This window comes from Pseudomonas sp. PB101 (assembly GCF_009764265.1).
Taxonomy (GTDB): Bacteria; Pseudomonadota; Gammaproteobacteria; order Pseudomonadales; family Pseudomonadaceae; genus Aquipseudomonas.
The window spans coordinates 14,130-27,424 of the sequence record NZ_RWIR01000002.1 but is presented as its reverse complement, the minus strand read 5'-3'; the positions used below and the strand labels follow the sequence as shown (position 1 = coordinate 27,424).

General features: G+C 63.6%; 11 protein-coding genes. 7 read left to right on the top strand and 4 right to left on the bottom strand.

Translation table 11 applies throughout. The features are described 5' to 3' along the window. Window positions 1-215: 215 nt before the first annotated feature. On the bottom strand, window positions 216-1,394 hold the full coding sequence (locus EI969_RS00155) for a PLP-dependent aspartate aminotransferase family protein (protein WP_160385396.1): 1,179 nt from the start codon (window positions 1,392-1,394) through the stop codon (window positions 216-218). Next, a complete protein-coding gene (locus EI969_RS00150) occupies window positions 1,391-2,767 on the bottom strand; it encodes a pyridoxal-phosphate dependent enzyme (RefSeq protein ID WP_160385395.1) in 1,377 nt (458 codons plus the stop codon). The genes EI969_RS00155 and EI969_RS00150 overlap by 4 nt, the downstream gene beginning before the upstream one ends. Window positions 2,768-3,043: 276 nt before the next feature. Between EI969_RS00150 and EI969_RS00145 the strand changes: the two genes are divergently transcribed. From EI969_RS00145 to EI969_RS00115, 7 genes are all read left to right on the top strand, one after another. Further along, the gene (locus EI969_RS00145) at window positions 3,044-4,405 is read left to right on the top strand and encodes an NAD(P)/FAD-dependent oxidoreductase (RefSeq protein WP_178120484.1); all 1,362 of its coding nucleotides are present in this window, start codon (window positions 3,044-3,046) and stop codon (window positions 4,403-4,405) included. Further along, window positions 4,405-4,815 (top strand): RidA family protein, encoded by a 411-nt coding sequence (locus EI969_RS00140; protein WP_046042476.1) that lies wholly within the window; start codon window positions 4,405-4,407, stop codon window positions 4,813-4,815. The genes EI969_RS00145 and EI969_RS00140 overlap by 1 nt, the downstream gene beginning before the upstream one ends. Window positions 4,816-4,825: 10 nt before the next feature. Then, window positions 4,826-5,500: a DUF1028 domain-containing protein gene (locus EI969_RS00135; protein WP_160385393.1), complete on the top strand. Its 675-nt coding sequence runs from the start codon at window positions 4,826-4,828 to the stop codon at window positions 5,498-5,500. Continuing rightward, the gene (gene argE / locus EI969_RS00130) at window positions 5,493-6,662 is read left to right on the top strand and encodes an acetylornithine deacetylase (protein WP_160385392.1); all 1,170 of its coding nucleotides are present in this window, start codon (window positions 5,493-5,495) and stop codon (window positions 6,660-6,662) included. Before EI969_RS00135 ends, argE begins: the two co-directional genes overlap by 8 nt. 34 nt (window positions 6,663-6,696) lie before the next feature. Next, on the top strand, window positions 6,697-7,737 hold the full coding sequence (locus tag EI969_RS00125) for an ABC transporter substrate-binding protein (protein WP_160385391.1): 1,041 nt from the start codon (window positions 6,697-6,699) through the stop codon (window positions 7,735-7,737). A gap of 1,162 nt (window positions 7,738-8,899) precedes the next feature. After that, window positions 8,900-10,315, top strand: coding sequence for a cytosine permease (locus tag EI969_RS00120; RefSeq protein ID WP_160385390.1), 1,416 nt, complete (start codon window positions 8,900-8,902; stop codon window positions 10,313-10,315). Between the two features lie 123 nt (window positions 10,316-10,438). Beyond that, on the top strand, window positions 10,439-11,506 hold the full coding sequence (locus EI969_RS00115) for a GGDEF domain-containing protein (RefSeq protein WP_256678055.1): 1,068 nt from the start codon (window positions 10,439-10,441) through the stop codon (window positions 11,504-11,506). Here EI969_RS00115 and EI969_RS00110 read toward each other — a convergent pair. Then, on the bottom strand, window positions 11,503-11,862 hold the full coding sequence (locus tag EI969_RS00110) for a cupin domain-containing protein (RefSeq protein ID WP_160385388.1): 360 nt from the start codon (window positions 11,860-11,862) through the stop codon (window positions 11,503-11,505). The genes EI969_RS00115 and EI969_RS00110 overlap by 4 nt on opposite strands. Before the next feature lie 13 nt (window positions 11,863-11,875). After that, window positions 11,876-13,273: an FAD-binding oxidoreductase gene (locus tag EI969_RS00105; protein WP_160385387.1), complete on the bottom strand. Its 1,398-nt coding sequence runs from the start codon at window positions 13,271-13,273 to the stop codon at window positions 11,876-11,878. Window positions 13,274-13,295 lie beyond the last annotated feature (22 nt).

The following is a 13,295-nucleotide window of genomic DNA, read 5'->3' as shown; positions in this document are numbered from 1 at the left end:
AATATTGACTGATCCGACGCCATCGCGAGCAAGCTTGCTCCCACAGGGGATCTTTGGTGAACAGCCAGTTTTGTACGACAGAAATTCAAGTGTGGGAGCGAGCTTGCTCGCGATGGCGGTGTGTCAGTCAAGATCTTAGCCAACTGATCCGCCGCTATCGCTAGCAGGGCTAGCTCCCACACTGGGGACTGTGGTGTTCCGCATCCCCAGGTGACTTACATCCTTGCCAACGCCTGCGCCAGATCCGCACGCAAATCCTCCACATCCTCAACCCCCACCGACAACCGCACCAACCCGTCGCCGATCCCCAGTTCCGCGCGGGTATCCGGCGGGATGGTGGCGTGGGTCATGATCGCCGGGTGTTCGATCAGGCTTTCAACGCCGCCCAGGCTTTCGGCCAGGGCGAAGATCTGTACGTTCTCGAGGAAGCGCCTGGCGCCGGCCAGGTCGCTGTTGAGGTCGAGGGCGATCATGCCGCCGAAGCCGCGCATTTGCCGTTGCGCCAGTTCGTGTTGCGGGTGCGAGGGCAGGCCGGGGTAGTAGACGCGCGAGACTTGTGGCTGGCGTTCCAGCCACTGCGCCAGGTCCAGTGCGTTGCTGCAATGGCGTTCCATGCGCAGGGCCAGGGTCTTCACGCCGCGCAGGGTGAGGAAGGCGTCGAAGGGGCCGGCGATGGCGCCGACGGCGTTTTGCAAAAAGCCCAGGCGCTCGGCCAGTTCAGCGTTGTCGCCGACCACGGCGATGCCGCCGATCACGTCGGAGTGGCCGTTGAGGTATTTGGTGGTCGAGTGCAGCACGATGTCGAAACCCAGTTCCAGCGGGCGCTGGATCCACGGGCTGGCGAAGGTGTTGTCGGCCACGCAGATGATGCCGCGCGCGCGGCAGGTGCGGGCGATGGCGGCGAGGTCGGTGAGGCGCAGCAGCGGATTGCTCGGGGTCTCGACCATGACCATGCGGGTGTCGTCCTGCAGGGACGCTTCGAACGCCGCCAGGTCGGTCAGGTCGACGAAGCTGAAGCGGTGTCCGGCGCTGCGCTGGCGCACCTTGTCGAACAGGCGGAAGGTGCCGCCGTACAGGTCGTTGCCGGAGACGATGTGCGAGCCGGCGTCGAGCAGTTCGAGCACCGTGGAAATGGTCGCCAGTCCCGAGGCGAAGGCAAAGCCCCGGGTGCCGCCTTCGAGGTCGGCCACGCAGCGCTCCAGGGCAAAGCGCGTCGGGTTGTGCGAGCGCCCGTAGTCGAAGCCCTTGTGCACGCCGGGGCTTTGTTGCAGGTAGGTGGAGTTGGCGTAGATCGGCGGCATCAGCGCCCCGGTGGTCGGGTCCGGCGCTTGCCCGGCATGGATCACCCGGGTGGCGAAGCCCTGTGGCGGGGCGTTTTTGTCCTGTTGACTCATGGCAGGGATCTCCGCAAATGGTTGAGCATGTCGGTTCGGGTAATCAGGCCGTGGAAGCCCGAGGCATCCTGGATGATCGCCACCAGGCCACGGCCCAGCTCTGCCTCCAGTTCCGCCAGCGTGGCGGCGGGGGACAGGGTTTGCAGTTTGTCGGTCATGGCGCTGGCCACGGTCTTGCGGAAGTGCGCAACGTCTTCGTGCACGCCCAGCAGGATGTCGGATTCGTCGATCACGCCGACCAGTTGCTGACCCTTCACCAGCACCGGCAGTTGCGAGACGTCCGCCAGGCGCATGCGCTGGAACGCGGTGAGCAGGGTGTCGTCGGGGCCGACGCTGATCACCCGGCCATCTTCGAAGCGCCGCGCGATCAGGTCGCGCAGGTCGCCGTAGTGCTTGCGTTGCAGCAGGCCCTGATCGTTCATCCACTGGTCGTTGTAGACCTTCGACAGGTAACGCGTACCGGTGTCGCAGACGAAGCTGACCACGCGTTTCGGCTGGGTCTGTTCGCGGCAGTAACGCAGGGCGGCGGCCAATAAAGTACCGGTCGACGAACCGCCGAGAATGCCTTCGGCGCGCAGCAACTGGCGGGCATGGTCGAAGCTTTCTTCGTCGCTGATCGAATAGGCGTGGCGCACGCTGGACAGGTCGGAGATCGACGGGATGAAGTCTTCGCCGATGCCTTCCACCGCCCAGGAGCCCGGAGTGGGGAGGGTGCCACTGCGGCTGTACTCGGCCATCACCGAGCCGACCGGGTCGGCCAGGACCATTTCCAGGTCCGGCTGCACGCGTTTGAAGAAGCGGGTCAGGCCGGTGAGGGTGCCGGCCGAACCGACACCGACGACGATCGCGTCCACATCGTGCTGGGTTTGCGCCCAGATCTCCGGCGCGGTGCTGCATTCGTGGGCCAGCGGGTTGGCCGGGTTGTTGAACTGGTCGGCGAAGAATGCATCGGGAATCTCCGCCGCCAGCCGCGCGGCGACGTCCTGGTAGTACTCGGGATGGCCCTTGCCGACATCGGAGCGGGTGATGTGCACTTCGGCGCCCATGGCCTTGAGGTGCAAGACCTTCTCGGTGGACATCTTGTCCGGCACCACCAGCACCACGCGGTAGCCCTTGGCGCGACCGACCAGGGCCAGGCCCAGGCCGGTGTTGCCGGCGGTGGCTTCGACGATGGTGCCGCCGGGCTTGAGGCGGCCATCGCGTTCGGCGGCATCGATCATCGCCAGGCCGATACGGTCCTTGATCGAACCGCCGGGGTTCTGTGATTCGAGTTTGAGAAACAGTGTGCACGGGCCGGTATCGAAGCGGCTGACGCGTACCAGAGGTGTATTGCCGATCAGTTCGAGCACGGCAGGGCGGGAATTATCAAGCATGTCGTCACTTCCTTGCGCTATTCGCACTGGGTGGACATCGGCCTGCAATGTGCCATCAGGGGTCAATCACAGGCATTGCATCGCTAGGACCATAGGCCGGGATCCGGCCTGCCGCAACCTCCCACAGCCGACCGGTCGGCTCGACGCTTTTTCCTCGCCAGCAACCACAAAAAACATAATTTCGCTAATCCCCGGCTCCGAACAGAATGCGACCAACACCCTGACACCGATAGCCAAAGCAGAACAACAACAGTGATCAGAATCGAGGCGGCAGCCATGACCGACCTGAATCAAACCACCTTTCAGAAGTGCACAGCCATGACAGTTGATAAAACCGAAATTGATACGCTTGTTGTTGGCGCCGGCCAGGCCGGCGTGGCCATGAGTGAACACCTGAGCAAACTCGGAGTGCCGCACCTCGTACTGGAGCGCAACCGTATCGCCGAAGCCTGGCGCACTGGTCGCTGGGATTCGCTGGTGGCCAACGGTCCTGCCTGGCACGACCGCTTCCCGGGACTGGAATTCGACGGCCTGGACCCGGATGCCTTCGCCGGCAAAGAACAGGTGGCTGCGTACTTCGAAGCCTATGCCCGCAAATTCAATGCGCCGATCCGCACCGGCGTGGACGTGAAGAAAGTCGAACGCAATGCCGACCGTCCGGGGTTCACCGTTGAAACCTCCGAGGGTGTGATCGAGGCTCGCCACGTGGTGGTCGCCACCGGCCCGTTCCAGCGTCCGGCCATCCCGCCGATTGCCCCGGACATCGCCGGCATCAGCCAGATTCACTCCGCTCAATACTTCAACCCGCAGCAACTGGCCGAAGGCGCCGTGCTGGTGGTGGGCGCCGGTTCCTCGGGCGTGCAGATCGCCGATGAACTGCAGCGCTCCGGCAAGCAGGTCTACCTGTCGGTGGGTGCCCACGACCGTCCGCCGCGTGCCTATCGCAACCGTGATTTCTGCTGGTGGCTGGGGGTGCTTGGCGAGTGGGATGCCGAGGCCATGCAACCGGGCAAGGAGCACGTGACCATTGCTGTGAGCGGTGCCCGCGGCGGCCACACCGTGGACTTCCGCCGCCTGGCCCATCAAGGCATGACCCTGGTCGGCCTGACCCAAGCGTTCAATGGCGCCGTGGTGAGTTTCGAAAACAACCTCGCCGACAACATCCGCCGTGGCGATGAAAACTACCTGGCACTGCTCGACAAGGCCGACGCCTATATCGAACGCAACGGCCTCGACCTACCGCTGGAACCGGAAGCGCGCGCCATGCTGGCCGATCCGGACTGCGTGACGAATCCAGTCCTTGAGCTGGACCTGGTCAAGGCCGGCGTGACCACGATCATCTGGGCTACCGGTTACACCACCGACTACAGCTGGCTGAAGGTCGACGCCTTCAAGGACAACGGCAAGCCGCAGCACCAGCGCGGCGTGTCGGCCGAGCCGGGCGTGTATTTCGTCGGGTTGCCGTGGCAGTCCCGTCGTGGCTCCGCGTTCATCTGGGGCGTTTGGCACGACGCCAAGCACATCGCCGATCACATCGTTAAACAGCACACCTATTTCAACTATCGGGATGCGACCCAGCGTCAAGCCGACGCCGCCCGCGCACCTCTTCAGAAAGCCAGCCTCATGGGAGTTCGTTGATGCCTACTCATACCCGCATCCGCATGTTCAACACCAAAGACACCTACCCGAACCAGACGCTCGACAACGACCTGTGCCAGGCCGTGCGCGCCGGCAACACCGTGTATGTGCGTGGTCAGGTCGGTACCGATTTCAACGGTCAACTGGTGGGCCTCGGTGATCCGCGCGCCCAGGCCGAACAGGCCATGCGCAACGTCAAGCAGCTGCTGGAAGAGGCGGGCAGCGACATGAGCCATATCGTCAAGACCACCACTTACCTGATCGACCCGCGCTACCGCGAGCCGGTGTACCAGGAAGTCGGCAAATGGCTCAAGGGTGTGTTCCCGATTTCCACCGGCCTGGTGGTCAGCGCCCTCGGCCAGCCGCAGTGGCTGATGGAAATCGACGTGATTGCCGTTATCCCCGAATAAGGAATTCACCATGACCTTTTCCATCGTTGGTCGCTGCGCCGAGACCGGCCAGTTGGGCATTGCCATCAGCTCTTCGAGCATTGCCGTCGGCGCGCGTTGCCCCTGGCTGCGCGCCGGAGTCGGTGCGGTGTCGAGCCAGAACATCACGCTGCCGGCCCTCGGCCCGCAGATCCTCGATGAACTGGCCAACGGCTCGGCGCCGCCCCAGGCGCTGGACCACTCGTTGACCCGCAACGGCTACAGCCAATACCGCCAGGTGGCGGTGGTGGATGCCCATGGGCGCACGGCGGTGTTCAGCGGCAACCATGCCCTGGGCATCAACAACGCCGTGGCCGGTGACCAATGCGTGGCGGCCGGCAACCTGCTGGCCAACAGCGGGGTGATCGAGGCGATGGTCGCGGCGTTCGAAAACAGCGAAGGCTGCCTCGCCACCCGACTGATGAACGCCTTGCAGGCCGGGCAGGACGCCGGCGGTGAGGCCGGCGTGGTGCACTCGGCGGCGCTGTCGGTGGTCGGTGACCTGACCTGGCCGATCGTCGACCTGCGGGTGGATTGGGCCGATGAAAACCCGATTGGCGAACTGGGCAAACTGTGGACGGCCTACGAGCCGCAACTTCAGGACTACCTGACCCGCGCTCTCAATCCAACCCTGGCTCCCGCGTATGGCGTGCCCGGCGATGAGTGAGTTGCGCAGCCGCGCCATGCTCGCGCGGTTGATCGGGTTCGCCACGGTCAGCCGCGATTCTAACCTTGCGCTGATCGAGTTCGTGCGTGACTACCTGCGCGACCTCGGCGTGGATTGCGAACTGATCTACAACGCCGAGCGGACCAAGGCCAATCTGTTGGCCACGGTCGGCCCGAGCGTGGCCGGCGGCATCGTGCTGTCCGGTCATACCGACGTGGTGCCGGTGGACGGTCAGGCGTGGACGGTCGAGCCGTTCAGCCTGAGCGAGGCGGGCGGCAAGCTGTACGGCCGTGGTACGGCGGACATGAAGGGCTATCTGGCCTCGGTGCTGGCGGCGGTGCCGATGTTTCTCGCCAGCCCATTGAAGCGCCCGGTGCATTTGGCGTTTTCCTATGACGAAGAAGTCGGTTGCCTCGGTGTGCGCGGCTTGCTCGAAGTGCTGCCGCAACGCATCCCGGCACCGGCCTTGTGCCTGATCGGCGAGCCGACCGAACTCAAGCCGGTGCTCGGCCACAAGGGCAAGCTGGCGATGCGTTGCCACGTGCGCGGCGCGGCCTGTCATTCGGCCTACGCGCCTTATGGGGTCAATGCCATCGAGCAGGCCGCGCGCCTGATCGGTCGGCTGGGCGATATCGGCACCACCCTGGCGCGCCCGCAGTTGCACGACAAGCGCTTCGATCCGGCGTTCTCCACCGTGCAGGTCGGGGTGATCCAGGGCGGTACGGCGCTGAACATCGTGCCCGCCGATTGCCGTTTCGATTTCGAGATCCGCGCCTTGCCGGACTTCGCCCCGCAAGTGGTCGTCGACGAGTTGCAGGACTACGCCGAGCAGACCTTGCTGCCGGCCATGCAGGCCGTGGACAGCGATACCGGCATCCGCTTTGAAAAAATCTCGGCCTATCCCGGCCTGGCGACACCGGCCGACAGCGCCGCCGCCCGACTGATTGCCCAACTGTGCGGCAGCGACGAGTTCAGCACCGTGGCCTTTGGCACCGAGGGCGGGCTGTTCGACCAGGCCGGCATTCCTTCGGTGGTCTGCGGTCCCGGCAGCATGGACCAGGGGCACAAGCCCGATGAATTTGTCAGCGTCGATCAGATGGCGGCCTGTGACCGCCTGATGGATCGCCTGGCGGCGTACTTGAGTGAATCCGAACACCCATGACAACAACGGGCCACAAGGCCCGAGGAAGCGATCCATGTCCAGATCCTTGCGTTGCAGTGTTCCGTTTGCCCTGGCGTTGTTGAGTGCCAGTGTGTGGGCGGCCCCCCAGGACCTCACCGTGATTTCGTTCGGTGGCGCGACCAAACAGGCCCAGGATAAGGCCTATTTCCAGCCCTTCAACGCCAGCGGCGCGGGCAACATCATCGCCGGTGAGTACAACGGCGAGCTGTCGAAGATCAAGGCCATGGTCTCCGCCGGTCACACCAGCTGGGACGTGGTGGAAGTCGAAAGCCCCGAGCTGTTGCGTGGCTGCGAGGAGGGCCTGTTCGAGAAGCTCGATGCGGGACGCTTTGGTGATTCGGCGAACTTCGTGCCGGGTGCGCTGACCGAATGCGGGGTGGCCACTTACGTCTGGTCGATGGTCATGGCCTTTGACCAGAGCAAGCAGGCCAAGGCGCCGCAATCCTGGGCGGACTTCTGGAACGTCGCCGACTTCCCGGGCAAGCGCGGCCTGCGCAAGAGCGCCAAGTACACCCTGGAAATCGCCTTGCTCGCCGACGGCGTCAAGGCCGATGACATCTACAAGGTCCTCAATACCCCGCAAGGCGTGACGCGGGCCTTTGCCAAGCTCGACCAGATCAAGCCGAACATCCAGTGGTGGGAGGCGGGCGCCCAGCCGGCGCAATGGCTGGTGGCCGGGGATGTGGTGATGAGCGCGGCCTACAACGGGCGGATCGCCTCGGCGCAGAAGGAAGGCATGAAGCTGAGCATCGTCTGGCCGCAGAGCCTCTACGACCCGGAATACTGGGCGGTGGTCAAGGGCACGCCGAACAAGGCGCTGGCGGAAAACTTCATCGCGTTTGCCAGCCAGCCGCAGACGCAAAAAGTCTTCTCGGAAAACATCCCTTACGGCCCGGTGCATCGCCAGACCCTGCCATTGCTGCCCAAAGCCGTGCAGGAGCAACTGCCGACCGCCGAAGCCAACCTGGCCGGCGCCCGAGCGGTAGACGCCGAGTTCTGGGTAGACCACGGCGAAGAGCTCGAACAGCGCTTCAATGCCTGGGCTGCGCGGTAGTTCAGCCAACACATAACCCTGTGGGAGCGGGCTTGCCCCGGGCGGCGTTCCGACGATGAGGCCGGTACAGGCGACATCAATGTTGCCTGACCCACCACCATCGCGGGCAAGCCCGCTCCCACAAAAATCCCGGTCGGCCGCAAGTTTTGCAGTCAACCCTTTACCCTGTGGGAGCGGGCTTGCCCGCGATGAGGCCATCAGATCCAACATCTTCGTTGGCTGACCCACCGCCATCGCGGGCAAGCCCGCTCCCACAAAAATCCCGGTCGGCCGCAAATTTTGCAGTCAACCGCTTTACCCTTGTGGGAGCGGGCTTGCCCGCGATGAGGCCATCAGATCCAACATCTTCGTTGGCTGACCCACCGCCATCGCGGGCAAGCCCGCCCCCACAAAAATCCCGGTCGGCCGCAAATTTTGCAGTCAACCCTTTACCCTGTGGGAGCAGGCTTGCCCGCGATGAGGCCATCAGATCCAACATCTTCGTTGGCTGATACACCGCCATCGCGGGCAAGCCCGCTCCCACAAAAATCCCGGTCGGCCGCAAGTTTTGCAGTCAACCCTTTACCCTGTGGGAGCGGGCTTGCCCGCGATGAGGCCATCAGATCCAACATCTTCGTTGGCTGATACACCGCCATCGCGGGCAAGCCCGCTCCCACAAAAATCCCGGTCGGCCGCAAGTTTTGCAGCCAACCGCTTTACCCCTGTGGGAGCGGGCTTGCCCCGGGCGGCGTTCCGACGATGAGGCCATCAGATCCAACACATTCGTTGCCTGACCCACCGCCATCGCGGGCAAGCCCGCTCCCACAAAAATCCCGGTCGGCCGCAAGTTTTGCAGTCAACCCTTGACCCCTGTGGGAGCGGGCTTGCCCGCGATGAGGCCGGTACAGGCGACATCAATGTTGCCTGACCTACCGCCATCGCGAGCAAGCTCGCTCCCACAGGGGTTTTGTCGTTCGTGCTGTGCTTTGTTTTCTGTGGAAATTGGATTTTTCTGCTGATGAATAGCCATTACTACGCAATCTTTTTTAAGGTTTAAAGGCACAAATTAACTAATTTTCCTTCCCGCACTCTTTGTCCATGATCACTCCCAACAAGAAATGCGCCGTTCCGTCCGCGCACACCGAAGTACGAACACGTACTCATCCTTGCCTTGGAGTTCGTCATGTCCACCACCGCTTCATCCGCCCCGCTCATCGAGAAACACACGATCGGGTACGTCCCTCCTGAGGATCGCCACGGAAAGGTCAAAGATCTGTTCACCCTGTGGTTCGGCGGCAATATCGCGCCGTTGCCCATCGTCACCGGCGCGCTCGGCGTGCAGCTGTTTCACCTGAATCTGGTCTGGGGCATTGTCGCGATCATCGTCGGCCACCTGGTCGGCGGAGTGCTGATGGCGCTGCACTCGGCGCAGGGCCCGCAGATGGGCATTCCGCAGATGATCCAGAGTCGCGCACAGTTCGGTTCGCTGGGTGCGTTGCTGGTGGTGGTGATTGCCGGCGTGATGTACATCGGCTTCTTCGCTTCCAACATCGTCCTGGCCGGCAAGTCGCTGCACGGCGTGGTCGAGAGCGTGCCGGTGTCGGTGGGCATCGTCCTCGGCGGCCTCGGCTCGGGGATCATCGGCATCATCGGCTACCGCTTCATCCACGTGCTCAACCGCATCGGCACCTGGGTGCTGGGGCTGGGCATCGTGCTGGGCTTCGGCTACATCCTGACCCATGTGCAGACCGACGACTTCCTCACCCGTGGCAGTTTCAACATCTCCGGCTGGCTGGCCACGGTGTCGCTGGCAGCGCTGTGGCAGATCGCGTTCGCGCCCTACGTCTCCGACTACTCGCGTTACCTGCCCAAGGACGTCAAGGTCAGCTCGACCTTCTGGGCGACCTACCTCGGTTCGTCGCTGGGCTCGATCCTGTCCTTCGTGTTCGGCGCTGTTGCCGTGTTGGCAACGCCGGTGGGCATGGACACCATGGACGCCGTGAAGCTCGCCACCGGTGCCATCGGCCCGTTGATGCTGGTGCTGTTCCTGCTCAGCGTGATCAGCCACAACGCGTTGAACCTGTATGGCTCCGTGCTCTCGGTGATCACCCTGCTGCAAACCTTCGCCCACCGCTGGATTCCGACGGCGCGTAGCCGGGCGGTGCTGTCGCTGATCATCCTCGCCGGTTGCTGCGTGGCGGCCATCGGTGCCTCGGCGGATTTCATCGGGCACTTCGTCGACCTGGTGCTGGCGTTGCTGGTGGTGCTGGTGCCGTGGACCGCGATCAACCTCATCGACTTCTACGCGATCCACAAGGGTGACTACGACATCGCCTCGATCTTCCGCGTCGACGGCGGCATCTACGGCCGCTTCAACCCGCAGGCACTGCTGGCCTACGCGATCGGCATCGTGGTGCAGATCCCGTTCATGAACACGCCGATCTACACCGGTCCCGTGGCGGTGCATATCGACGGTGCGGATCTGTCGTGGCTGGTCGGCTTGATCGTGACCACGCCGCTGTACTACTGGCTGGCGAACCGTGACACGGCTTACCGCCGCCGGCAGAACATGGCAGGTGTGATGTCGGGCAACATGTAATGACGGTTGGAACAGGCGTACCGCGTTGAAAGGATTGTGTAATTGGCGATAGCTGTTTTTCAGGCGTATGGCTATGCTCAGCGAGTTTGCCAAACGCCAATGATAAACAACCACAGTGAAGCCATGAGCCAATCAGACACGCGTGCGACTGTTCTAGCGCTGTATCCAGAAGACTCCCGCGAGGCAGCGGCATTGCTCAAGCAGGCAGTGCCGCTGATGGTTCGTCACAACATTCCGCCCAACCCGGTGCACTACGCGCTCTGGTACACCTACAGCAAAGGCCAGGAGCCGGAACTCAATCGGCACCTGGACCGGGTGGTCAACGACTTCGACTATTTCCCGCCGGAGTCGGCCACCAAGCTGTTTCGCGAGTACATCATCCGCGATGAACTGGCGAACGCCCGTTCCGGACAGCAGGACGCGATCAACCTGGTCGACGACATGGAGCGTGATGTTTCGCGCAGCGTGAAGGGCAACCAGAACTTCCAGGCCAGCCTCGGCCAATACCTGCAAATGCTCGAAGAACCGGCCACCGAGCGCTTGCCGAGCATCCTGACCCAGCTGCAACAGAGCACCCAGCTGATGCAGAGTCAGCAGGAGCACTTCCTCTCCCAGTTGCAGTCTGCGCAGCATGAAATCAAGAGCCTGCGCGACAAGCTGGAGCGCGCCCAGTTGGCGGCGACCCTCGATGGCCTGACCGAATTGCTCAACCGCAGCACCTTCAACCGCAAGCTCGAGCAGGCGATGAGCAGCGCGCCAGCAGGCGTGGCGCTGGTGATGCTGGATATCGACCACTTCAAGCAATTCAACGACCAGTACGGCCATCCCCTGGGCGACCGCGTGCTTCAGCATGTCGCCCAGGTGTTGCGCGACTCGCTGCCCGGCGAAGCGTTCGCGGCGCGTTATGGCGGCGAAGAGTTTTGCGTGGTGCTCAAGGATTGCCCGGACCTGGCGGCTGCCGGGGCTTTTGCCGAGCGCCTGCGCCTGAAAATCCAGTCGCTGCGGGTCAAGGCCCGGGGCACCGACACGGTGCTGGACACCATCACCGCCTCGTTCGGCGTGGCCCATGCGCAAGCCGGCGACACACCGGAAAGCCTGCTGACCCGCGCCGACGACGCGCTGTACCAGGCCAAGCGCAACGGCCGCAACCAGGTACGCCAGCATCCGGACGTAGCGGTCGCGGCCATTTAGCCGAGGATGAAGTAGACCTTGCGCACCGTCGTGAGGTTTTCCCAGGTGCCGTTAAATCCGCTGGCGACCACGAAGGAGTCGCCAGGGCCGAAGGTGCGCGCGACGCCCTCGGCATCGGTCAGGCGCACCGTGCCTTCGAGAATGTGACACAGCTCATCGTAATCGCACTGGCAACGCTCGCGGTGCGGCCCTGCCTCCCAGATGCCGGCCACGGCGTTTTTCCCAGGTTGCACAAAGTGCCGCCAACTCTTGCTGCGATAAGGCGCGTCGACCACGGCCGGGTCGTTGATTTCGGTTTCACGGGGGACAAGGTCACTGGCGAAGTCGATGACGTGCCGGGGCAGGGCTGTGGACATGGTGGTCTCCGGATCAGGAATCGAAGCCGATGCCAAAGGCATCGAAGGTCTTGAGCAGCAGGTCGCGGTGACCGTCGCGGTCTTCGCGCGCCAGTGAGCGCTGGGCCAGTTTCACCCCGACATAGCGCAAGGGTTCGGGCGGAAAGCGGAACGGCGCCTTTGAGGTCATCAGCAGTTCGGTACGCTCGGTGCGCTCGCCGGCCAACAGGTCGAGCATGTTCAGCGCGGCGAAGCGGCTGGCGGACACGCCCTGCCCGGTGAAGCCCAGGGCATAGGCGACGCGGCCCTGGTGCTCGCAACCGGTGAACATCGTGGTGCGTGCGGAGGTGTCGATGATGCCGCCCCAGGCATGGCTGAAACGCACATCGCGCAGGGCCGGGAAGGTCTGCTGAAACTGCTCGGCCAGGCGCTGGAAGCTTTGCGGGCGCTGGGTCAGGGCTTCGTCGCGGCGCCCGCCAAAATGGTAGATGGCGTCATAACCGGCCCAGAGGATGCGGTTGTCGGCGGTCTTGCGCAGGTAGTGGAACTGGTTGCCGGCGTCGGCGATGCCGTAGCGGCCGGTCCAGCCGATGGCCTGCAACTGCGCATCGCTCAAGGGCTCGCTGACCAGGCTGTAGTCGTAGACCGGGATCACGCTCGATGCCAGATGGCCGAGCAGCGGCGGGGCGATGTTGGTGGCGAGGGCGATCTGCCCGGCGATGATTTCGCCATTGGCTGTGCGCAGGCGCACGTTGTCCTTGTCCGCATCCAGTTGCAAAACAGGGCTGTTTTCGAACAGTTGAATCCCTTGTTCCAGGCAGACACGGCGCAGTTCGGCAGCCATTTTTGCCGGGTTGAGCAAGGCGTAGTTGGGTTCGAACAAGCCGGCCGCATAGGTCGGGGAGTCGAGTTTCTCTGCCAGTTCCTTGCCTTCCAGCCACTGGCAGTCGATACCGAATCGCGCATAGTTGCGCTGCATCGAGCGCAAGCCGTCGACCTGCCACGGCCGGGCCGCGACGTTGAGTTTGCCCTGGCGTTCGAACTCGACCAGCATGCCGAAACGATCGAGGTCGGCGGCCAGCTCATCGAGGTTCTGCCGGCCCAGGCGGATCAATTGCTGCGCTTCATCCGGCCAGCGCTTGAGTGCGTTCGATACCCCATGGGAGATGCTCGGTGCGCAAAAACCGCCGTTGCGCCCGCTGGCCTCACCGCCACAGCGGCGGGCCTCGACGATCGCGATGCTCAGCCCGGGGTTGCGCTGGCGTGCCAGCAGCGCCGTCCACAATCCGGTAAAGCCACCGCCGACCACCGCCAGGTCGCATTGCACCGTGCCGGTAACGGACGGTGCGGCAGGTGGTGGGGTGACGGTGTCCTGCCAGAAGGGATGGGGCAGGACATGGTCAAGCGCATCGAGATGCGATGGGGCATTCATGCTGAAACTCCGGCGTGTGTCG

What these genes read in the sequence shown, in the direction of transcription:
- EI969_RS00115 (WP_256678055.1), top strand. Translation starts at nt 10,439, where the DNA reads ATGAGCCAATCAGACACGCGTGCGACTGTTCTAGCGCTGTATCCAGAA.
- EI969_RS00155 (WP_160385396.1), bottom strand. Translation starts at nt 1,394, where the DNA reads ATGAGTCAACAGGACAAAAACGCCCCGCCACAGGGCTTCGCCACCCGG.
- EI969_RS00120 (WP_160385390.1), top strand. Translation starts at nt 8,900, where the DNA reads ATGTCCACCACCGCTTCATCCGCCCCGCTCATCGAGAAACACACGATC.
- EI969_RS00105 (WP_160385387.1), bottom strand. Translation starts at nt 13,273, where the DNA reads ATGAATGCCCCATCGCATCTCGATGCGCTTGACCATGTCCTGCCCCAT.
- EI969_RS00135 (WP_160385393.1), top strand. Translation starts at nt 4,826, where the DNA reads ATGACCTTTTCCATCGTTGGTCGCTGCGCCGAGACCGGCCAGTTGGGC.
- EI969_RS00125 (WP_160385391.1), top strand. Translation starts at nt 6,697, where the DNA reads ATGTCCAGATCCTTGCGTTGCAGTGTTCCGTTTGCCCTGGCGTTGTTG.
- EI969_RS00150 (WP_160385395.1), bottom strand. Translation starts at nt 2,767, where the DNA reads ATGCTTGATAATTCCCGCCCTGCCGTGCTCGAACTGATCGGCAATACA.
- EI969_RS00140 (WP_046042476.1), top strand. Translation starts at nt 4,405, where the DNA reads ATGCCTACTCATACCCGCATCCGCATGTTCAACACCAAAGACACCTAC.
- EI969_RS00110 (WP_160385388.1), bottom strand. Translation starts at nt 11,862, where the DNA reads ATGTCCACAGCCCTGCCCCGGCACGTCATCGACTTCGCCAGTGACCTT.
- EI969_RS00145 (WP_178120484.1), top strand. Translation starts at nt 3,044, where the DNA reads ATGACCGACCTGAATCAAACCACCTTTCAGAAGTGCACAGCCATGACA.
- argE (WP_160385392.1), top strand. Translation starts at nt 5,493, where the DNA reads ATGAGTGAGTTGCGCAGCCGCGCCATGCTCGCGCGGTTGATCGGGTTC.